At 71.9% G+C, this 20702-nt stretch carries 22 protein-coding genes and 1 tRNA gene; 8 read left to right on the plus strand and 15 right to left on the minus strand.

Translation table 11 applies throughout. From position 1 onward, the window contains the following. The first annotated feature begins 6 nt into the window (after nucleotides 1-6). The 4 genes from QC283_RS31955 (at nucleotide 7) to QC283_RS31970 (ending at nucleotide 6124) form a co-directional block, all read left to right on the plus strand. Entirely contained in the window at nucleotides 7-1398 is a 1392-nt protein-coding gene (locus QC283_RS31955) for a bifunctional glycosyltransferase family 2/GtrA family protein (protein WP_279565232.1), read from the plus strand. Further along, nucleotides 1395-3641: an ArnT family glycosyltransferase gene (locus QC283_RS31960; RefSeq protein ID WP_279565233.1), complete on the plus strand. Its 2247-nt coding sequence runs from the start codon at nucleotides 1395-1397 to the stop codon at nucleotides 3639-3641. The genes QC283_RS31955 and QC283_RS31960 overlap by 4 nt, the downstream gene beginning before the upstream one ends. A 54-nt stretch (nucleotides 3642-3695) precedes the next feature. Next, entirely contained in the window at nucleotides 3696-5201 is a 1506-nt protein-coding gene (locus tag QC283_RS31965) for an MFS transporter (protein ID WP_279565234.1), read from the plus strand. Nucleotides 5202-5350: 149 nt separating this feature from the next. Next, nucleotides 5351-6124: a TetR/AcrR family transcriptional regulator gene (locus QC283_RS31970; RefSeq protein ID WP_279565235.1), complete on the plus strand. Its 774-nt coding sequence runs from the start codon at nucleotides 5351-5353 to the stop codon at nucleotides 6122-6124. A gap of 124 nt (nucleotides 6125-6248) precedes the next feature. Here the strand turns inward: QC283_RS31970 and QC283_RS31975 are convergent, their stop codons facing one another. Next, nucleotides 6249-6719 carry a PPOX class F420-dependent oxidoreductase gene (locus tag QC283_RS31975; protein WP_279565236.1) on the minus strand — a complete coding sequence of 157 codons (471 nt, stop codon included), beginning with the start codon at nucleotides 6717-6719 and terminating at the stop codon, nucleotides 6249-6251. A gap of 9 nt (nucleotides 6720-6728) precedes the next feature. Beyond that, a complete protein-coding gene (locus tag QC283_RS31980; protein ID WP_279565237.1) occupies nucleotides 6729-7148 on the minus strand; it encodes an STAS domain-containing protein in 420 nt (139 codons plus the stop codon). Nucleotides 7149-7366: 218 nt separating this feature from the next. Here QC283_RS31980 and QC283_RS31985 point away from each other — a divergent pair, with 218 nt between their 5' ends. Further along, nucleotides 7367-8116 (plus strand): ANTAR domain-containing protein, encoded by a 750-nt coding sequence (locus QC283_RS31985; protein WP_279565263.1) that lies wholly within the window; start codon nucleotides 7367-7369, stop codon nucleotides 8114-8116. Between the two features lie 18 nt (nucleotides 8117-8134). Continuing rightward, complete coding sequence (locus QC283_RS31990) at nucleotides 8135-8836, plus strand: GAF and ANTAR domain-containing protein (RefSeq protein ID WP_279565238.1); 702 nt, start codon at nucleotides 8135-8137, stop codon at nucleotides 8834-8836. 76 nt (nucleotides 8837-8912) lie between these two features. Here the strand turns inward: QC283_RS31990 and QC283_RS31995 are convergent, their stop codons facing one another. From QC283_RS31995 to QC283_RS32005, 3 genes are all read right to left on the minus strand, one after another. After that, a complete protein-coding gene (locus tag QC283_RS31995) occupies nucleotides 8913-9734 on the minus strand; it encodes a YceI family protein (protein WP_279565239.1) in 822 nt (273 codons plus the stop codon). A 109-nt stretch (nucleotides 9735-9843) separates the two neighbouring features. Next, nucleotides 9844-12420: an MFS transporter gene (locus QC283_RS32000; RefSeq protein ID WP_279565240.1), complete on the minus strand. Its 2577-nt coding sequence runs from the start codon at nucleotides 12418-12420 to the stop codon at nucleotides 9844-9846. A 13-nt stretch (nucleotides 12421-12433) separates the two neighbouring features. Next, on the minus strand, nucleotides 12434-12934 hold the full coding sequence (locus QC283_RS32005; RefSeq protein ID WP_279565241.1) for a MarR family winged helix-turn-helix transcriptional regulator: 501 nt from the start codon (nucleotides 12932-12934) through the stop codon (nucleotides 12434-12436). 263 nt (nucleotides 12935-13197) lie between these two features. Between QC283_RS32005 and QC283_RS32010 the strand changes: the two genes are divergently transcribed. Then, entirely contained in the window at nucleotides 13198-13395 is a 198-nt protein-coding gene (locus tag QC283_RS32010) for a hypothetical protein (protein ID WP_279565242.1), read from the plus strand. Nucleotides 13396-13566: 171 nt separating this feature from the next. Here QC283_RS32010 and QC283_RS32015 read toward each other — a convergent pair whose 3' ends face one another. From QC283_RS32015 to QC283_RS32050, 8 genes are all read right to left on the minus strand, one after another. Continuing rightward, nucleotides 13567-14523 carry an RNA polymerase sigma factor SigF gene (locus tag QC283_RS32015; RefSeq protein ID WP_279565243.1) on the minus strand — a complete coding sequence of 319 codons (957 nt, stop codon included), beginning with the start codon at nucleotides 14521-14523 and terminating at the stop codon, nucleotides 13567-13569. Nucleotides 14524-14813: 290 nt separating this feature from the next. After that, nucleotides 14814-15755 carry an RNA polymerase sigma factor SigF gene (locus QC283_RS32020; RefSeq protein ID WP_279565244.1) on the minus strand — a complete coding sequence of 314 codons (942 nt, stop codon included), beginning with the start codon at nucleotides 15753-15755 and terminating at the stop codon, nucleotides 14814-14816. Between the two features lie 190 nt (nucleotides 15756-15945). Then, the gene (locus QC283_RS32025) at nucleotides 15946-16239 is read right to left on the minus strand and encodes a Dabb family protein (RefSeq protein WP_279565264.1); all 294 of its coding nucleotides are present in this window, start codon (nucleotides 16237-16239) and stop codon (nucleotides 15946-15948) included. Then, entirely contained in the window at nucleotides 16239-16415 is a 177-nt protein-coding gene (locus QC283_RS32030) for a hypothetical protein (RefSeq protein WP_279565245.1), read from the minus strand. The genes QC283_RS32025 and QC283_RS32030 overlap by 1 nt, the downstream gene beginning before the upstream one ends. A gap of 183 nt (nucleotides 16416-16598) precedes the next feature. Then, a tRNA-Ser gene (locus tag QC283_RS32035) sits at nucleotides 16599-16683 on the minus strand. A 67-nt stretch (nucleotides 16684-16750) separates the two neighbouring features. Beyond that, complete coding sequence (gene tadA / locus QC283_RS32040) at nucleotides 16751-17182, minus strand: tRNA adenosine(34) deaminase TadA (protein ID WP_279565246.1); 432 nt, start codon at nucleotides 17180-17182, stop codon at nucleotides 16751-16753. A 107-nt stretch (nucleotides 17183-17289) separates the two neighbouring features. Beyond that, nucleotides 17290-17850, minus strand: a complete 561-nt coding sequence (locus QC283_RS32045) for a tRNA adenosine deaminase-associated protein (RefSeq protein WP_279565265.1) — start codon at nucleotides 17848-17850, stop codon at nucleotides 17290-17292. 296 nt (nucleotides 17851-18146) lie between these two features. Further along, a complete protein-coding gene (locus QC283_RS32050) occupies nucleotides 18147-18443 on the minus strand; it encodes a hypothetical protein (RefSeq protein ID WP_279565247.1) in 297 nt (98 codons plus the stop codon). 138 nt (nucleotides 18444-18581) lie between these two features. Here QC283_RS32050 and upp point away from each other — a divergent pair, with 138 nt between their 5' ends. Next, complete coding sequence (gene upp / locus QC283_RS32055; RefSeq protein ID WP_279565248.1) at nucleotides 18582-19217, plus strand: uracil phosphoribosyltransferase; 636 nt, start codon at nucleotides 18582-18584, stop codon at nucleotides 19215-19217. Between the two features lie 170 nt (nucleotides 19218-19387). Here the strand turns inward: upp and QC283_RS32060 are convergent, their stop codons facing one another. Both QC283_RS32060 and QC283_RS32065 read right to left on the minus strand, forming a co-directional pair. Further along, nucleotides 19388-20005: a LytR C-terminal domain-containing protein gene (locus QC283_RS32060; RefSeq protein ID WP_279565266.1), complete on the minus strand. Its 618-nt coding sequence runs from the start codon at nucleotides 20003-20005 to the stop codon at nucleotides 19388-19390. 203 nt (nucleotides 20006-20208) lie between these two features. Then, nucleotides 20209-20505 (minus strand): type II toxin-antitoxin system VapB family antitoxin, encoded by a 297-nt coding sequence (locus QC283_RS32065; RefSeq protein WP_003999914.1) that lies wholly within the window; start codon nucleotides 20503-20505, stop codon nucleotides 20209-20211. Nucleotides 20506-20702 lie beyond the last annotated feature (197 nt).

Here is a 20702-nt window from a genome sequence, read left to right on the forward strand (position 1 = left end):
GGTCCCATGCGAACCGACTCTTCTCCCGGCTCCCTGCCGGCGCGGGAGCACCTCCCGGCCGCAGGACCCGGTACGCCCGTCCTGGACGTCGTGATCCCCGTCTACAACGAGGAGAAGGACCTCGGGCCGTGCGTCCGGAGACTGCACGAGCACCTCACCCGGACGTTCCCGTACGCCTTCCGCGTCACGGTCGCGGACAACGCCTCCACCGACGCCACCCCGCACGTCGCGGCGCGGCTGGCGGCGGAGCTCGCCGAGGTCACGTCCTTCCGGCTGGAGCAGAAGGGCCGTGGCCGGGCCCTCAGGACCGTCTGGTCGGCCTCGGACGCCCCGGTCCTCGCCTACATGGACGTCGACCTGTCCACCGACCTGAACGCGCTGCTGCCGCTGGTGGCCCCGCTGATATCCGGGCACTCGGACCTCGCGATCGGCTCCCGGCTGGCCCGCAGCTCACGGGTGGTGCGCGGCGCCAAGCGGGAGTTCGTCTCCCGCTCCTACAACCTCATCCTGCGCGGCTCCCTCCAGGCACGCTTCTCCGACGCCCAGTGCGGCTTCAAGGCGGTTCGCGGGGACGTGGCCCGGGTGCTGCTGCCGCTGGTGGAGGACACCGGCTGGTTCTTCGACACCGAGATGCTGGTGCTCGCCGAGCGCGCGGGGCTGCGGATCCACGAGGTGCCGGTCGACTGGGTCGACGACCCGGACTCCACCGTGCACATCGTGCGGACGGCGACCGACGACCTCAAGGGCGTGTGGCGGGTCGGCAAGGCCCTGGCCACCGGTTCGCTGCCGCTGGACCGGCTGGCGCGGCCCTTCGGTGACGACCCGCGCGACCGCGACCTGAAGAACGTACCGCCCGGACTGGCCCGGCAGCTCGTCGGCTTCTGCGTCGTCGGCGTCCTGTCCACCCTGTTCTACCTGCTGCTCTACAGCGGCTTCCGCCACGTGGGCGGCTCCCAGCTCGCCAACGCGTTCGCCCTGCTGGTCTCGGCGGTCGCCAACACGGCCGCCAACCGGCGGCTGACCTTCGGGGTGCGGGGCCGCGGCGGTGCCGTGCGGCACCAGGCGCAGGGGCTGCTCGTCTTCGGTATCGGTCTCGTCCTGACCGCCGGTTCGCTCGCCGCCCTGAACGCGGCGAGCGCGGACCCGGACCACTCGACCGAACTGGCGGTGCTGATCGCCGCCAACCTCGCGGCCACCGTGCTGCGCTTCCTGCTCTTCCGCGCCTGGGTGTTCCCGGACGCGCCGCCCGCCGAGGACATGCCGGCTGCCGTGGTCGCGTCGCCCGTCGTGGACGTGCCCGAACCTCAGCTCCAGCACCCCTACCGCACCCGCGGCGCCGCCACGGTGGGCCTGCGGCCGGCGTCCCCCGCCGACACCGACCCGAGGGACGGACGATGACAACCCACTACGGCAGGACGACGCACTACGGCAGGACGACGCACGCGGAAGACACGCGTCCCCCGGGCGGCGAGGACGGGGGACCGCCGTCGGAGGCGCCACCCACGCCCGGCCGGCCCCGGCAGCCGCGCCTCCGGCAAGTGTGGCGGGGCCGCCCCGAGGACCCCCGCTGGGTCCGCCCGGCGCTGCTCGGCCTGCTGCTGGCCACGGCCCTGCTCTACCTCTCCAACCTCAGCGCCTCCGGCTACGCCAACTCCTTCTACTCGGCGGCCGTGCAGGCGGGCAGCCAGTCGTGGAAGGCGTTCTTCTTCGGTTCGCTCGACGCCGCGAACGCCATCACCGTCGACAAGCCCCCGGCCGCGCTGTGGCCGATGGCGCTGGCGGTGCGGGTCTTCGGGCTGAGCTCGTGGTCGGTCCTCGCACCCGAGGTGCTGATGGGCGTCGCGACGGTCGCCGTCGTGTACGCGGCCGTGCGCCGCCGGTTCAGTCCCGCGGCCGGGCTGATCGCCGGGGCCGTGCTGGCGCTCACGCCCGTCGCGGCGCTGATGTTCCGGTTCAACAACCCGGACGCGCTGCTGGCGCTGCTGATGTCCGTCGCCTGCTACCTCGTCGTGCGCGCGCTCGAGGACGGCCGGACCAAGTGGCTGGTGTGGGCCGGTGTCGCGATCGGTTTCGCGTTCCTGACGAAGACCCTCCAGGCCTTCCTGGTCCTGCCCGCCCTCGCCCTCGTCTACGGCGTCTGCGCGCCGGTGCGGCCGAGAAGGCGGCTGGGACAGCTCGCGCTGGCGACCGTCGCGATCGTCGTATCCGGCGGCTGGTGGGTCGCGGCCGTGGAACTGTGGCCGGCCTCCTCGCGCCCGTACACCGGCGGCTCGCAGAACAACAGCTTCCTGGAGCTGACCTTCGGCTACAACGGCCTCGGCCGCCTCAACGGTGAGGAGACCGGCAGTGTCGGTGGCGGGGGCGGCGGCATGGGCGGTGGTGGCGGCGGGCAGTGGGGCGAGACCGGCTGGGACCGGATGTTCAACGCCGAGATCGGCGGCCAGATCTCCTGGCTGCTCCCGGCCGCCCTGATCCTGCTCGCCGCGGGCCTGGTCGCGACGCGGCGCGGCGGCCGTACCGACACGGCTCGCGCGTCCTTCCTGGTCTGGGGCGGCTCGCTGCTGATGACCACGGCCGTCTTCAGCTACATGGCCGGCATCTTCCACCAGTACTACACCGTGGCCCTCGCGCCCTACCTGGCGGCCGTGGTCGGCATGGGCGCGGCGACGCTGTGGGAGCGACGCGAGCGGGTCTGGGCGTCGCTCGCCCTCGCCGCCGCCGTCACGGCGAGCGCGGCCTGGGGATACGTCCTCCTCAACCGCACGCCCGACTACGTTCCCTGGCTGAAGTGGCTGGTCCTGGTCGGCGGTCTGGCCGCCGCGCTGGGGCTCGTCTTCGCGGGGCGGCTGGGGCGGCGGGTCGCCCTCGCGGCGGCGGGGCTGGGTGTCGTGGCGTCCCTGGCGGCGCCCACCGCGTACACGGTGAGCACCGTGCGGGAGGGACACAGCGGTTCCATCGTCACGGCCGGTCCGGCCGGCGCGAGCATGATGGGCGGCCCGGGCGGTGGTGGCGGCGGTGGCCGGGGCGGCTTCTCCGGCGGCGGCGGTTTCCCCGGCGGCGGAAACGCACCCGGGCAGGGACAGGGACAAGGCCAGGGACAAGGCCAGGGACAGGGACAAGGCCAGGGCCAGGGCGGTCCCGGCACCGGCGGCTTCCCCGGAGGCGCACCGGGCCAGAACGGCCAGACGGCCCCGGGCGGCCAGACGGCCCCGGGCGGCCAGACCGGCGAGGGCGGCCGCATGGGCGGAGGGGGCGGCGGCATGAGCGGCCTGCTCAACGGCGCCCAGGTCGACTCCGAGGCCAAGAAGCTGTTGGAGGCCGACGCCGACCGGTACACCTGGGTCGCGGCCGCTGTCGGCTCGCAGAACGCCGCGAGCTACCAGCTCGGCACCGGCGACCCGGTGATGGCGATCGGTGGCTTCAACGGCACGGACCCGTCGCCGACCCTGGCCCAGTTCAAGAAGTACGTGGCGGACGGAGAGATCCACTACTTCGTCGGCGGCGGCGGCATGGGCGGCATCGGCGGTATGGGCACCGACTCCGGCACCTCGTCGCAGATCACGTCCTGGGTCGAGGCCAACTTCAAGGAGGTCACGGCCGGTTCGGCCACCTTCTACGACCTCACACAGCCGACGGGCTGACCGGACGGAAGGACGCGCTGTACAGCGTATAAGAGCCCCTATACGCTGTACAGCATGACGACGTCCTCCCCGGAACAGAAGGCCGCGCCCGCGGTCCAGGGCCACCCGCAGCGGTGGCTGATCCTCGGTGTCATCAGCCTCGCCCAGCTGACCGTGGTGCTGGACAACACCGTGCTGAACGTGGCCATCCCCTCGCTCACCGACGAACTGGGCGCGGCGACCTCGGACATCCAGTGGATGATCAACGCCTACTCACTGGTGCAGTCCGGACTGCTGCTCACCGCGGGCAGCGCGGCCGACCGTTACGGCCGCAAGAAGATGCTCACCGCGGGTCTCGCCCTGTTCGGGCTGGGCTCGCTGGCGGCGGGCCTCGCGGAGACCACCGGGCAGTTGATCGCGGCGCGGGCCGGGATGGGCGTCGGCGGCGCGCTGCTGCTGACCACCACGCTCGCGGTGGTCATGCAGATCTTCGCGCCGGAGGAGCACGCGAAGGCGATCGGCATCTGGAGTGCGGTCAGCGCGCTCGGCTTCGCCTGCGGCCCGTTGATAGGCGGCCTCGTGCTGGACCACTTCTGGTGGGGCGCGATCTTCCTGATCAATCTGCCCGTCGTGGCGCTCGGGCTGGTCGCGGTCGTGACCCTGGTCCCCGAGTCGAAGAACCGGCAGGGCGACCGCCCCGACCTGCTCGGCGCCGTGCTCTCCACGATCGGCATGGCCGCGCTGGTCTACGCGATCATCTCGGGCCCCGAGTACGGCTGGACGTCGGGCCGGGTGACGGCCACGGCGGCCGTCGCGGTCGGGGTCCTCGCCCTCTTCGCGTACTGGGAGAGCCGTATCCCGTACCCCATGCTCGACCTGGCCTTCTTCCGCAACCAGCGGTTCACGGGCGCGGTGGCCGGGCTGGTGCTGATCACCTTCGGCATGGGCGGCGCGTTGTTCCTGCTCACCCAGCACCTGCAGTTCGTGCTCGGGTACGGCCCGCTGGAGGCGGGACTGCGGACCGCGCCGCTGGCCCTGACGGTGGTGCTGCTGAACTTCTCCGGGGTGGCGGCGAAGTGGCTGGCCAAGCTGGGCACGCCGGTGGCGGTGCTGCTCAGCATGGTGCTGATGTCGGCGGGCCTGGTGGCCATCGCCACGCTCACCGGCGAGGGCTACGCCGGCACGCTGCTGGGTCTGCTGCTGATCGGCGTGGGCTGCGCGCTCGGCAACCCGGCCATGGCACACGCGATCATGAGCGCGATTCCGCCGGCCAAGGCGGGGGTCGGCGCGGGCATCAACGGTACGTTGGCGGAGTTCGGCAACGGGCTGGGCGTGGCCGTGCTGGGCGCGGTGCTGAACTCCCGGTTCGCGGCGCTGGTGCCGGTCGCGGCGACGTCGTTGCCGGCCGCCCTGGCCTCGGCGGAGGGGGAGAGGGAGCGGCGGCAGGTGATCGACGCGTTCTCCTCCGGGCTGGAGAGCAGTCAGTTGGTGGGGGCGGTGGCGGTGCTGCTCGGCGGGATGGTGGCGGCGGTGCTGTTGCGCAGGGCGGAGCGGGCGGACTCGGAGGTTGTGAGCGCCTAGGAGCGCGGGCGGCCTGTCCCGCGGCGCGGCTACCGGTCGTTCGTGGTTGATCGCGCCCGCGCGGCCGGGCCGCGTGTCGATGCGGCCTCGCGCCCCTCGCGGGGTGCTCTTGGCTGACCGGCGTCCGACGAGTCGAGGAGAATGTGCGCATGGCGAAGGAAGGGCGGCAGGGACCGCGGGCCAGTGTCTGGCTGCCGGACGAGGGCCGTCGGGGCGGGCGGCGCGGCGGGCATCCGTCCGGGCATCCGTCCGGGCTGGACCGCGAGCGGATCACCGAGGCCACCGTCCGGCTGCTGGACGCCGAGGGCCTGGCCAAGTTCTCGATGCGCCGCCTGGCCGCCGAGCTGGATGTCACCGCGATGTCCGTCTACTGGTACGTCGACACCAAGGACGAGCTGCTCGAACTCGCCGTGGACGCCGTCTTCGGCGAGCTGCGCCACCCCGACCCGGAGGCCGGCGGCGACTGGCGCGGGCAGCTGCGCACACTGGCCCGGGAGAACCGCACCCTGCTGGTGCGCCACCCCTGGCTGTCCCAGCTGACCGGCACCTACCTCAACATCGGGCCCCATTCGCTGGCCTTCTCCCGGGCGGTGCAGCGCGTCATGCGCCGCAGCGGTCTACCCACGCACCGCCTGACCGGTGCCATCTCCACCGTCTTCCAGTTTGTCTACGGCTACGGCACCATCGAGGGCCACCTCCTCGCCCGGGCGGCGGCCACCGGCAAGAGCCCGGACGACTACTTCCAGGAGTCCATGAGCGCGGTGGCCGAGTCACCGGACACCGCGGCGGACGTCATCGAGGAATCGCGGGCCCTCATGGCGGCCCGCGGCGGCGACACGGTCGCGGAGATGCTGGACCGGGACTTCGAGTTCGCGCTGGACCTGCTCGTGGCGGGCATCGAGGCGATGGTCGAACGAGGCTGACCACTACGCCCGGCGGCCAGTCGTCCGTCGCCACGCCCGGCGGTCAGTCGTCCGTCGCCACGCCCGGCGGCCAGTCGTCCGTCGCCACGCCCGGCGGTCAGTCGTCCGTCGCCTCGCCCGGCGGTCAGTCGTCCGTCGCCAGGCGTGCCGGGAAGCCCCCCGTCGCCACCGGACCCCACTTCTCCGGCGTCACCCGAATGATCGACTTTCCCTGCTCCACCATGGCCCGCCGGTACTCGTCCCAGTCGGGATGCTCACCGGCGATGTTGCGGTAGTACTCCACCAGCGGCTCCACGGAGTCGGGCGTGTCGATGACCTCCGCCGTGCCGTCGATCTGGACCCAGGGGCCGTTCCACTCGTCGCTGAGCACGATCAGGCTGACCCGCGGGTCGCGGTGCGCGTTGCGCGTCTTGGCCCGCTCCGGATAGGTGGAGACCACGATCCGGCCCGAGTCGTCGACCCCGCAGGTCAGCGGCGATCCCTGCGGGCCGCCGTCGGTCCGCCGGGTCAGCAGGATCGCCCGGTGCCGGGGGCGTACGAAGTCCAGCAGTTCGTCCAGACCGACGCGGGTGTTCGTCGCGATGTTCGGTGCCATGCCGCCAGCCTAGGCCGCGCTCCCGCTGCCCGCCCCGCTGCCGGGTCCGCCGGCCGTATCGCTGTGCGGGCGCAGCGCCTCCGCGAGGCTGTCGTACACCGGCACGTCCCGGCGCAGGCCGGACAGTTCCAGCACGCGGCTCGGTACGCCGTGCGGGGCGGCCACCACCCGCAGCCGGGTGTGGGCGGGCAGGCGGCGGCGCACCCGGTCTAGGAGGCGGACGCCCTGGGAGTCCATGAAGCGGGTCGCGGTCAGGTCCAGCACGAGCACGCGCAGCCCGTCGGAACGGCTGTCGGAGTGGTGGTCCACCGCCGTCATGATCAGGGGCAGCAGCCCCATGGCGTTGCAGAAGTCGATCTCGGGGGGCAGTGCGAGCACGGCGCAGCCGGGTGGGTCGCACGGCTCGCACGGTGGGGGGAGGAAGGTCACGTCACTCACCTGACAGACGTCCGCCGGCTTCCGGTCGAGGCCGCTTCCTGACCCTGCTCCCATTCCATCACGCCGGCGGCGAGGTGGGGAAGGCGCCCGCCCGGTCCTTCGGCCGGACGTCACCGGCAGGCAACCAAGCAGCTAAAGTGCTGTTCGTCCTGTGCTCGCAGTCGGGAATGTGCTGCGGAGCTCTCCTGCGCACGGCCGTTTGGCCGCGCATGCCGAAGAGGTTCGTGGTGGCTGCGTCCGAATTTACTGATTTGCCGCGTTTTCCGGCGGGTTTCGAGCTGGCCGAGGCCCTGACGGCCGCGGCTCGGCAACTGCATGAGACGGGCACCCCGGACGACACCCTGACCACCGCCGCCGCGCTGGCGGTACGCCTGCTGCCCGGTGCGGAGCACGCGGGCATCTCGGAGATCCAGCGCGGCCGCCGGCTCCGTACCCTCGCCTGGACCGACGAGGTCGTACGGTTCGCGACCGAGCACCGCGCCGGGGCACGTGAGCCGCACCCGGACTGGGACCACCTGTGGACCACCCCCGTGGTGCGGATAGACGACAGCGAGGCCGACGGCGGCGGAAACGCCCTCGCCGACCTCGGCCTCCGCTCCGCGCTGTCGCTGCGGCTGCGCGCCGACCGGCGCCGCCTGACCGTGCTGACGGCGTACGCCCGCAAGCCCCAGGCCTTCGACGACGACGCCACCCGCGTCGGCCGGCTGTTCACCGCGCACGTCTCTCTCGCCCTGGACTCGGCGACCGTGCGCGAGCAGCTCACCGAGGCCATGCGCACCCGGGACCTGATCGGGCAGGCCACCGGCATCCTCATGGAGCGGCTGAACATCGACGCGTCCGGTGCCTTCGACTCCTTGGTGAAGGCCTCGCAGCGGGAGAACGTGAAGCTGCGCGACCTCGCCCGCCGCATCGTCGACGCGAACACCGGCGCCGGGGGACGAGGCGTGAGCGAGCGGTGACGGGTTATCCGTACGGGCATGACCTCGGAGATCCCTGACACGCTCGACCGTGCGATAGCGCGCAGCCAGGGCCTCGACACCCTCCTGCGCGATCTGACCGACCGCGCGGTCGCGCAGGTGCCGGGCGCCGCCGCCTGCTCGGTCACGGTGCGCCGCGCCGACCGGCTGATGACCCTGGCGGGCAGCACCGGCCTGCCCAGCGGCCTGGACCTGCGGCAGTACGAGAACGGCTCGGGTCCCTGCGTGGACGCCGCCGAGACGCAGAGTGCGCGGTACGCACCCGACCTGGCGACGGAGACCCGCTGGCCCGCGTACACGGAGTACGCGCTGGCCGCCGGCGTGCGCTGTGTACTGGCGCTGCCGCTGGCCGTCGAGGGCGAGACGGGCGCCGCCCTCAACCTGTACGGCGTCGAGCCCGACGCGCTGGCCGGCGGGCTCGACGCGGCCCGCGCCTACGCGGAGCGGGCCGCGCACGCCGTGAACGAGGCCCTGCGCCTGGAGCGGCAGCAGGCCTCGGCGGCCGACGTCCGCACCGCCCTGCTCTCCCGCAGCGTCATCGACCAGGCGGTCGGCATGCTCATGGCCCGGGAGCGGATCGACGCCCACCGGGCCCTGGAGCGGCTGCGCAGGGCCTCGCAGGACCGGAACGTCAAGCTCCGGGACCTGTGCGGCGACCTGGTGGCCCGGGCGTCCGGCGGCGCCTCACGCGGCCTGCGGTGACGCAGGCGGCGCCGGGACTCAGGCGGCGCCGGTGACGCAGGCGCCGCCAGTGACTCTGGCGGCGCCAATGACCGGCTCACGCGGCCGGCAGTGACTCCCCCTGCACCGCCTGGATGTCCAGCTCGACCCTGAGCGTCGTACCGATGGCGGCGATGCCTGCCTGGAGGACCTGGTTGTAGTTCATGGCGAAGTCCTCGCGGCGCAGTTCCGTCGTCGCGCGGAACGCCGCCCGGGTGCCGCCCCACGGGTCGGCGCCGGTGCCGAGGTAGGCCAGGTCCAGGTCGACCTGGCGGACCACGCCGTGCAGGCCCAGCTCGCCGTGGACCGTCCAGCGGTCCTGTCCGGCCTGCGTCACGCCGGTGGAGCGGTAGGTGATCTCCGGGTACCGCTCGACGTCCAGGAAGTCGGCGGAGCGCAGGTGGGTGTCGCGCATGCCGTTGCCGGTGTCGACGGAGGCCGCCCGGATCACCGCCTCCACCCGGGACTTGGTGACGTCGTCCGGCGCGATCTCGACCGTGCCGGTGAAGTCCGTGAACCGGCCGTGCACGCTGGAGATGCCCAGGTGCTGGGCGACGGCGGCCACGCTGGAGTGCGCCGGGTCGACGGTCCACGGCCCGGGCGGCGGCAGCTCGGTGCCGCCCTGGCGGGCCAGCGTCACGGTGCCGACCTCGGCCCGGCCGCTCGCGGTGACGATCGCGCTGGAGGCGGCGGGCGCGTACCCGACGGCCGTGACGATGACGGTGTACGCCCCCGGCGTCAGCACGGTGGTGTCCCGCACGGCGCCCTCGGTGTCCGCCTCGGCGCGCAGCACCTGCGTGCCGGTCATGTCGGTCACCGTGACGACCGCGTGCGACACGGCCCATCCGTCCCGCGTTCGGATCCTCGCGGTCAGTCCCATCCCGTTTTCTCCCTGCAAAGGCTCAGAAAGTGGTCGTGAAGAAACCGGCCCGTGGTGGGCGGGCGCACCTCCGCTCAGAGCGCGCACGCCACCACGGGCCGGGGTTCTGCTACTCGCCGGGGTGGGCGAGCTCGATGTCGTGGCCGTCGGCACCGGGGCCGGTGACCGTCAGGGCCGTCGCCACCGGCGGGTAGCCGGTCGCGATGACGGTGTACTCACCGGCGTCCAGGTCGGTGAAGGCGTACGCCCCGTCCGCCCCGGTGGTGGCCGTGCCGACCACGTTGCCCGCCGCGTCGACCAGCGTGACGCGGGCGTCGGCCAGCGGGCCGTGCGGTGCCCGCACGACGCCCTGGAGCTGCGCCCCGGCCTGCAGGTCGACCTCGACCCGGGTGACCCCGGTGCCGCCCACCTCGAGGGGCAGGGCGCGCGGCCGGTAGCCGGCGGCGTTCACCGCGACGGTCACCGTGCCCGGCACCAGTTCGGTGAAGGCGAACTCGCCCGCCTCACCGGTGGCGGCGGTGGCCAGCAGGTCCCCGCGCACATCGGTCACGATCACCATCGCGTCCTTGACCGGCAGCCCGTTCGCCACGGCCCGGACCAGGCCGGTCAGCCCGCTGGTGCCGCTGAGCAGGACGTCGTACGCGAGCGGCTCGTCGTTCACGACGATCGTCGAGGCCTGCGGCTGGAAGCCGTCGGCGGAGGCGATCAGGACGTACGATCCCGCGCCCGGCACGTCGACCGCGTACGAGCCGTCGGCCTGGGCGACCGACCGGCCCAGCTGCCGGCCCGCCAGCGAGATCAGTGTGACGGCGGCCTGCGGGACCGGCGCGGACTCGGCGCCGCGGACGAAGCCGCGGACCGCGATGCCACCGGAGACGGGTGCCGCCGGCTCACCGGAGCCGGTCGCCGTGGCGACGGCGGCGAGCCGCTGGGTGGCGTCGGGCCGCAGACCCGAGTCGGCGACCGAGGTGGCCGAGGTGGTCGAAGGCGTCGCCGAAGCGCCCGCCATCGCACCGGCCGGAACCGGCTCCGGGGCGACCCGGGTGGCCTCGGCCGGGGCCGGGGCGACCGGGGAGGCGGTCTCGGCGGTGGCCTCCGCGGCCTGGGCCAGAGCGCCCGAGGTGCGCAGCGGCACCTCCTTGATGAACAGCGTCACCAGGAAGCCGAGCAGTGCGATCGGCGCGACGTACAGGAAGATGTCGGCGATGCCGTGCCCGTACGCGCTCTCCAGCCAGGTGCGGATGGGCGCGGGCAGCAGGCTCATGTCGGGGATCGCCCCGGAGCCCATGGCCTGGCCGGCCGCCGCCTGGTCCTCGGGCTTGAGCTGCCCGATGGAGTCGGTGGCGTAGTGGCTGATCCGGCTGGACATCACGGAGCCGAGCACCGAGACACCCACGGCGCCGCCGAGGGACCGGAAGAAGGTCACGACGGAGGAGGCCGCGCCCAGGTCGCTCGGGGCCACCTGGTTCTGCGTGCACAGGACCAGGTTCTGCATCATCATGCCGACGCCGAGGCCCATCAGCGCCATGAAGATCGCGATGTGCCAGTACGCGGTGTCGTAGCGCATGGTGCTGAGCAGGCCCAGGCCCGCCGTGAGCAGCACGCCGCCGGCCAGCAGCCAGCCCTTCCACTTGCCGGTCTTGGTGATGATCTGACCGGAGACCGTGGACGAGACGAACAGGCCGCCGATCATCGGGATGGTCATGACGCCCGACATGGTCGGGGACTCACCGCGGGCCAGCTGGAAGTACTGGCTGAAGTAGACGGTGCCCGCGAACATCGCGATACCGACGAACAGCGAGGCCAGCGAGGCCAGCGTGATGGTGCGGTTCTTGAACAGACGCAGCGGGATGATCGGCTCGCTGGCCTTCGACTCGACGAAGAGGAAGATCAGCGTCAGCACGATCGCGCCGCCGACCATGGCGCCGGTCTGCCAGGACATCCAGGAGTACTTGTCGTCCGCGAAGGTGACCCAGACGAGCAGCAGGCTCACGGCCGCGGTGACGAAGAAGGCGCCGGCCCAGTCGACCTTGACCTTCCGCTTGACCACGGGCAGGTTCAGCGTCTTCTGCAGCACGATCAGCGCGAGGATCGCGAAGGGCACGCCGACGTAGAGGCACCAGCGCCAGCCGAGCCAGCTGGTGTCGGTGATGACACCGCCGAGCAGCGGACCGCCGACGGTCGCGACGGCGAAGGTCGCGCCCAGGTAACCGGAGTAGCGCCCGCGCTCACGCGGGGAGATCATCGCGGCCATGATGATCTGCGCCAGCGCGGCCAGACCGCCGGCGCCCAGGCCCTGGATGCCTCGCGCGGTGATCAGCATCCCGGGGTTCTGCGACAGACCGGCGATGACCGAGCCGACGACGAAGACGATCAGGGCTATCTGGACCAGGGCCTTCTTGCTGACCAGGTCCGCGAGCTTGCCCCACAGGGGGGTGGAGGCGGTCATCGTCAGCAGCGAGGCCGTGACGACCCAGGTGTAGGCGCTCTGGCCGCCACCGAGGTCACCGATGATCTCGGGCAGGGCGTTGGTGACGATGGTCGAGGACAGAATGGCGCAGAACATGCCGAGCAGCAGCCCGGACAGCGCTTCCATGATCTGCCGGTGCGTCATCGGAGCGTCTCCGTTGGAGCCTCCCCCGTGCTTGGCATGAGCCCGCACACCGGCTGGTGTGGTCGTTGCCATGGACTTCCTTTACTTACGTGGTGGTCGCGGGTGTACGGGTGGACTGTTCGTCCCCGGACGGTGTGGGTGGCCGGGGAGCGGGTCCCCGGCAGTCGTCGAAGCTGGCCCTGAGGCGGGCCATGAGCCGGGACAGCTGGCCGACCTCGTCGTCGGACCAGTCGCTCAGCCGGTGGGCGAGCATCTGGCTGGTCCGCTCGGCGATGTCGTCGAGCCGGCCCTGACCGTCGGGCGTCAGGCGCAGGATGCGCGAGCGCTTGTCCGCGGGGTCGGGGGACCGCTCGATCCAGCCCCGCTCGACGGCGTGGGCGACGTGGCGGCTGGTCACCGACATGTCCACGGCAAGCAGCTCCGCGAGCTTGCTCATGCGCATGTCCCCGTGGCGGCCGAGCAGCGTCAGTACGGCGACGGATCCGCTCGGGCAGTCGGACGGCAGTAGCCGCCCCATCTCCCGCTTCACGGCGCCGAAGGCGCTGAACTGGCGGATCAGCTCCTCGTACTGAGCCTTCTCGGCCATGCGCACCTCCCGTTATTTGTTGCTTAGGGCAACCATAGGATCGGTTGGTTGCTACAGGCAAATAAAAACGGTCATCGCGGCATAAAAAGTTGGCAAAGGCAAGTATTGCGATAGTAAACGTGCAGGTGACGGGCGGGTGCCGGGTCGTGGGCCGCTGGCGGGTGGGTGGCGGGCGTCCGGTGGCCGCCCGGGAGACGGGGGCCAAGGGATCTCGGTGGCCCCGCACTTGGGCCGCCACCGCGGATTCGCTAGTGTCTCGGCCCATGGCTAACAACCAGGGCCCCCAGGGCAATAACGACCCCGCAGGCAGCACTCAGATGTTCCGCGCGTTCGTCGACGACGCCCCCCAGTCCCGGCAGGCGGCCCCCGCCGCCTCCTCCGGGCCCCGCATCGGCCTGATCGTCGGCATCGTGGCCGCCGTGGTGATCGTCGCGGCCGTGGCCTGGCTGGCGCTGAAGTAGACCGGCGCCGGAACGGACCGGCACCGCGCAGACGCCTGAACACGCAGACGCATAAACACGCAGACGCGCAGACGCGCGGGGCATACGTACGTATACGACGGCGGCCGCCGCGCCACCCCCGAGGTGCCGCGGCGGCCGTCGCCGTCGTACGCGTCTGCGCGGTGCCCGGGCTCAGTCGGAGATGAGGCCCTCGCGCAGCTGTGCCAGGGTGCGGGTCAGCAGCCGGGAGACGTGCATCTGCGAGATGCCGACCTCCTCGCCGATCTGCGACTGGGTCATGTTGGCGAAGAAGCGCAGCATGATGATCCGCCGCTCCCGGGGCGGCAGCTTGGCCAGCAGCGGCTTGAGGGACTCGCGGTACTCCACGCCCTCCAGTGCCGTGTCCTCGTAGCCCAGGCGGTCCGCCAGCGAGCCCTCGCCGCCGTCGTCCTCCGGGGCCGGGGAGTCCAGCGAGGAGGCGGTGTAGGCGTTGCCGACCGCGAGGCCGTCGACGACGTCCTCCTCGGACACGCCCAGCACCACGGCCAGTTCGGCGACCGTCGGGGAGCGGTCCAGCTTCTGGGAGAGCTCGTCGGTGGCCTTCGTCAGGGCCAGGCGCAGCTCCTGGAGCCGGCGCGGGACGCGCACCGACCACGAGGTGTCGCGGAAGAACCGCTTGATCTCACCGACGACGGTCGGCATCGCGAACGTCGGGAACTCCACGCCCCGTTCGCAGTCGAAGCGGTCGATCGCCTTGATCAGGCCGATGGTGCCGACCTGGACGATGTCCTCCATCGGCTCGTTGCGGGAGCGGAAGCGCGCGGCGGCGTAACGCACCAGCGGGAGGTTGAGCTCGATCAGGGTGTCCCGGACGTAGGTGCGCTCCGGGCTGTTCTTGTCGAGGGCGGCGAGCCGCAGGAACAGGGAGCGGGACAGGGTGCGGGTGTCGATGGCCCCCGTGGCCGGAACGGCCTGGGCCGGCACGGCGTCGAGGGCCGGCGCGGCGTCGAGGGCCGGCGCGGCGTCGAGAGCGGGTACGGCTTCGATGGCCTGCGCGTCATCGACGGGGCCGAGCGCCTCGAGCGTGTCGGGCGCGGTCTCGCTCTCGGCGAGCGCGAGCACCTTCGAGCTGCCCTGGTCTGCGGACATGCCACCCCCTTTGGGTCGCGGGACGGTCACGGCGACGCTCCCACGCCGGGAACGCAGCCTCCACCTGAATACCGGAGCCGGAGCTCCGGCAAACGCGTCTCCGGCAGAATGTCACATGTCGGCAACGCGCTGTAGTGACATGTCGACATCCGAGATGCGAATACCCCCTGGAAACAGGGGGTCTGACGGTCTTTCGGCCCGATCCTCCCGCAACGGCCCTGGTGAGCGATTCGCTCGCCCAGGTGACCTCTCGCTCGCACCTTCGATTACCTCTCGAGGCGGTCTCCAGGCTACGCGTCGATCCGGTTCGCGGACCTCAATCGCTGGAAACTACGCGCCAGTAGCCGCGAGACGTGCATCTGGGACACGCCGAGTTCCGCGCTGATCTGCGACTGGGTGAGGTTGCTGTAGTAGCGCAGCAGCAGAATGCGCTGTTCCCGTTCCGGCAGCTGGACGAGCAGGTGGCGGACCAGGTCGCGGTGCTCGACCCCGTCGAGGGCGGGGTCCTCGTAGCCGAGCCGGTCGAGCAGCCCCGGCAGCCCGTCGCCCTCCTGCGCGGCCTCCAGCGAGGTGGCGTGGTACGACCGCCCCGCCTCGATGCAGGACAGCACCTCCTCCTCGGTGATGCGCAGCCGCTCGGCGATCTCGGCGGTCGTCGGGGAGCGGCCGAAGGCGGTCGTCAGGTCCTCGGTCGCGCTGTTGACCTGCACCCACAGCTCGTGCAGCCGGCGCGGCACGTGCACCGTGCGGACGTTGTCGCGGAAGTACCGCTTGATCTCGCCGACGACGGTCGGCATGGCGAACGTCGGGAACTGCACGCCCCGCTCCGGATCGAAGCGGTCGATGGCGTTGATGAGCCCGATGGTGCCGACCTGGACGACGTCCTCCATCGGCTCGTTGCGGGAGCGGAAGCGGGCGGCGGCGTAGCGCACCAGCGGAAGGTTGGCCTCGATGAGCGCCGCGCGTACCCGGTGGTGCTCCGGTGTGCCCGGCGCGAGGCCCTTCAGCTCGCCGAAGAGCACCTGGGTCAGGGCCCGGGTGTCGGCGCCACGGCTGCGCTGCGGTGCGGCTTCCGGCGCGGGCGGTGCCTGGACCGCCTGGACCGCCTGGACCGGTGCGGCCTGTGCGCTTTGCGTGGTGTGCGGGTGCTGCGGGGCTTGTGTTGCCTGAGAGGCCTGAGAGGCCTGAGAGGCCTGTGCGGGCGGTGCTTGAGGCGCAGTACTGGCCGGCACGGTCAACTCCACCTCGTGATCGGTCAACTCTTCCGTAACTCATCCGTCAAAAGCGGTCATAGCATCACAAGACATGTGCACTGTGTGCAAGCACCGCATAACGCCGTGTTGAGTGAACGCGAGGCGGACCCGTGGGAGAACGCGAGCGGCCCCGCACCGTGCGGGTGCGGGGCCGGGAGGCGGGGCCGTGCTAGAACTCGTAGTCGGCGATCACCCAGGTGGCGAACTCCCGCCACAGTGCGACGCCCGCCTGGTGCGCCGGGTGGTCCACGTAGCGCCGGAGGGCGTCGGTGTCGTCCACGGCCGAGTTGATGGCGAAGTCGTAGGCGATGGGCCGGTCGCTGATGTTCCAGGCACACTCCCAGAAGCGCAGCTCCTCGATGTGGCCGCCGAGCGCCCGGAAGGCCTCCACGCCTTTCACGACCCGAGGATCGTCGCGCTCCACGCCCTCGTTCAGCTTGAAGAGCACCAGGTGGCGGATCATCATTCTCCTCCGTTGGCGGCCCAGGTCATGAAGTCGCCGACGGCCGCGGCCGCGTCGGAGATGCCCTGGAAACCTATCTGGACGTAGTCGGCGGCCTTGGCCGGATCCGTGATGATCACGTACAGAATGAAGACCACGAGCACGTAGACGGCGATCTTCTTCGCGTTCACCGCCACCGCGGCCTCCCCTGGGACTGTCCCTCGGACTTCTGTGCTACCGGCGGTGAGTGTAACTGTCCGGTCCCGTGAGCGATCAATGCCGGAAGCGATCAATGCCGGGCCCGGCGAGGCCGCGCGGGGCCCGGACCCGGCCCGGAACAGCACGAAGGGCCCAGTCCGCCGGACTGGGCCCTTCATCGGCGGTAGCGGTGGGATTTGAACCCACGGTGACTTGCGCCACACTCGCTTTCGAGGCGAGCTCCTTCGGCCGCTCGGACACGCTACCGAGACAGACCTTACAACAGAGTGCGGCATGGTTTGAAATCGGTTCCGGGTGCCTTGGCGGGTGACCGTCAGCGGTCGCGGAAGAAGTCCGTGAGCAGCCGGGCGCAGTCCTCCGCGAGTACGCCCTCGATCACCTCGGGACGGTGGTTGAGGCGCCGGTCGCGTACGACGTCCCACAAGGAGCCGGCCGCGCCCGCCTTGTCGTCGCGGGCGCCGTAGACGACGCGGTCCACCCGGGACTGCACGAGCGCGCCCGCGCACATCGTGCACGGCTCCAGGGTGACGACGAGCGTGCAGCCGGCCAGCCGCCACTCGCCGAGCTCGGCGGCGGCCCGCCGGACCGCGAGGACCTCGGCGTGGGCCGTGGGGTCGCCGGTGGCCTCACGTTCGTTGTGCCCGGCCGCCAGCACGGTCCGGCCGTCCGGGGCCAGCACGACGGCGCCGACGGGGACGTCTCCGCCCCGTGCGGCCCGCCCGGCCTCGATCAGGGCGAGCCGCATCGCGGCCCGCCACGGATCGCGTACTGGGTCGCGTACCGGGTCGGGCGGTACGGAGCGGTCCGGTGCTTCTTCCTCCCGGCCCCCTCCGGTCGGCTCGGTCGACGCGGTCAGCGGACGGTCTCCAGGACATCGGAGACGCCCAGGGCCTCGGCGATCTCGCCGACCGCGTCCCCGGACATCGCGCGCAACTCCTTCTCGCTCACGCCGAGGTCGTCGAGGACCTCGGCGTCACCGACCGGCCCGTGCGGCACGGCCTCACCCGTACCGGCGGCCGCGGCATCGCCGTCCCCGGCGTCCCTGCCGTCCTCGCCGTCCTCGTCGTCGGACTCTCCGTCCTCCGTACCGTCGAGGTCGAGGGCGTCGAGGTCGTCGCCGCCGTCACCGGGGTCCCGGCCGAGCAGCTCGTCGGTGAGCAGGATCTCGCCGTAGCTGCTGCGGGCGGCCGCGGCGGCGTCCGAGACGTAGATACGGGGGTCCTCCTCGCCGTCCACCCGGACGACTCCGAACCACGCGTCCTCCTGCTCGATCAGCACGAGCACCGTGTCCTCGTCGGGAGAGGCCTCCCGGGCGAGGTCGGCCAGATCCGACAGGGTCTCCACATCGTCGAGCTCTGTATCGCTCGCTTCCCACCCGTCTTCGGTGCGCGCGAGCAGTGCGGCGAAGTACACCGTGACTCTCCCACTGGTCATAGGCGTGCCGGTTGGGGTTCCCCCCGGCGGAGGCTGCGGGCGGGGGAGCGGTGCTCCGAGCCCACCCACTCGGAATCGTGGCAGAAACAAGGCCCTCAGGGGACGTCTTCGACGCCCTGTGTCCGGCAGTTTTGACCGGAACCCGGGACTCGTCGCCGCCACGTGCGGATCGTACGCGGATTTCGCGGAATCTCGCGGTGCCGCGTACGTCCGTCCGTCGTAACGTCGGCGCGGCGCGTGATCTTCCCCGGCGGGTCAGGGACATACCGAGGCGACTACCAGCGGAAGGTGCGCATACGCATCGCGTGGCGAAGCCGGGCGACCTTGGCGCGGCGCGGCTGGACGCGGTCCCGCAGCGCGCGGGCCTCCGCGAGGTCGCGCAGGAACTGGGCCCGGCGCCTGCGGCGCTCGGCGTCCCTCTCCTGTTCCGTACCCCGCTCGGTACTCAGGTTCGTGTTCCGGTCCGTGCTGCTTCGCTCGGTACTCCGGTCCGTGCTGCTTCGCTCCGTGTCGCGCCCTGTCCCCGGCTCCTTGCCTGGAGACGGCGTGTCGTGGAAGTCCCGGTCAGGCACAGTCTCACCACCCAGCGTCCGTCCCTCCCACCTTCCCCCGGTCGGGCGGTTTGACGCGGGCGAACGAGTGGAGCCGCGATCAGGGGCTTGCCCGCGGCGGGGACGCCGGCCCCGCGAGGCCCGGTTACTGTGGGGGACATGCGTCTCCACGTCGTCGACCACCCCCTGGTCGCCCACAAGCTCACCACGCTGCGCGACCAGCGCACCGACTCCGCGACCTTCCGACGTCTCGCCGACGAGCTGGTCACCCTGCTCGCCTACGAGGCCACGCGCGACGTGCGCACCGAACAGGTCGACATCCACACGCCGGTCTGCCAGACCACCGGCGTCAAGCTGTCCCACCCGCGCCCGCTGGTGGTGCCGATCCTGCGGGCCGGTCTCGGCATGCTCGACGGCATGGTCCGGCTGCTGCCGACCGCCGAGGTGGGCTTCCTCGGCATGATCCGCAACGAGGAGACGCTGCAGGCCTCCACGTACACCACCCGTATGCCGGAGGACCTCTCCGGACGTCAGGTGTACGTCCTGGACCCGATGCTGGCCACCGGCGGGACCCTGGTCGCGGCGATCCAGGAGCTGATCAAGCGCGGCGCCGACGACGTGACGGCCGTGGTGCTGCTGGCCGCCCCCGAGGGCGTGGAAATCATGGAGCGCGAACTGGCCGGCACCCCGGTGACGGTCGTGACGGCCTCGGTCGACGAGCGACTCAACGAGCAGGGCTACATCGTGCCGGGCCTCGGCGACGCGGGCGACCGGATGTACGGAGCGGCCGAGTAGCACGGCCCGGGCCCCGGCCCGAGCCCGATCCGGGCCCTGATCCCCGATCCGGGCCCTGATCCCCGGTCCGGGCCCTGATCCCCGGTCCGGGCCCTGATCCGAGCCCGATCCGGGCCCCGGCCCGGGTCTTCCGGCCCGGCCGGGTCGTTACTCCATGCGAATACGGCTGCTCAGCAGCTCTTCTTCTCCGCGGCGGACGTCGACCGCGGCGCGGCCAGCTTGGTCAGCGCCGCGTCGGCGTCCGCCTGCGTCGCCAGGCCCTTGAAGCCCTTGCCGATGATCAGGTCGACGGCGGCGCCCTTGCGGGCGGCGTCGGTACGGCGTTCGGCGGCGGGGAGCTGGGTGCCGAGCACGGGCAGCGAGGTCTTCAGGGACGCGGCGGGGCCGAGCAGGACGCCCGTGCCGTCGACCTTCTTGTCGTACTCCTTGGGCGCGTTGCTCACGTCGCCGACGCGGAAGCCGCGCTTCTTCAGCTCGTCGGCGGTCTTCTGGGCGAGACCACCGACGGTCGTCGCGTTGAGCACGTTGACGGTGACCTGGGCCGGCTTCGGCACGGCCACCGCGGCGGGCGAGGCGCTCGCCTTCGCGGGGGTGACCGGGCAGTCCGCGGCCCCGGCCGCCGAGGCCGTCTCGCCGCCGGTGAAGACGTCGATGAGCTGCAGTGTGCCCCAGCCGAGCATCCCGAGCACGGTGACGCAGGAGACGGCGGCGAACGCGAGTCGGCCGCGGCGTCGGGCCGGTCGCATCCGCGGGTACTTGTCCCCCGTGATCTTGTACTGGCCGCCCATGCCAGGGGGAGTGAGCATGCTCATGGTCGCAGCGTAGTGCGCTGGGACGGTGATGCCTATTAGATGATCAGTCGACGTTCCGAGGTTCGGTGCAATGCAACCCGAAAGGGTCAAGCCGGAGCGTCCGAGGGGCGTCGCGGGGCCGCTGCGGGGCGCCGCCGGGGGTGCCGTGTGGGCCGCCGCGGGAGGTGGGACCGTTTCGGTCAGTCGAGTTCGAGGACCCGCGCGTGCAGCACCTGACGCTGCTGGAGCGCCGCCCGCACCGCGCGGTGCAGGCCGTCCTCCAGGTACAGGTCGCCCTGCCACTTCACGACGTGCGCGAAGAGGTCGCCATAGAAGGTGGAGTCCTCGGCGAGGAGCGTCTCCAGGTCGAGCTGGCCCTTGGTCGTCACCAGCTGATCGAGGCGGACCGGGCGCGGCGCGACGTCCGCCCACTGCCGGGTGCTCTCCCGGCCGTGGTCGGGGTACGGCCGGCCGTTTCCGATGCGCTTGAAGATCACACGGAAAGCCTACCGGCCCGGAGGTTGCGGGCGCAGCCATGGCGCCGGAGTGAGGTACTGGAAAAGGCGCCGTAAACGGGGGCAAACAGGGCCGGGGGAGCAGGCGGGCCCGCCGTAAGGCGTAGCGGATGGGCGGCGGCCGCCCTGGGCCCGTCGCTCCGGCGCGACCCGGGCCCCGTCTTTCGCGCCGGCCACGT

This window comes from Streptomyces sp. DH41 (assembly GCF_029813785.1).
Taxonomy (GTDB): Bacteria; Actinomycetota; Actinomycetes; order Streptomycetales; family Streptomycetaceae; genus Streptomyces.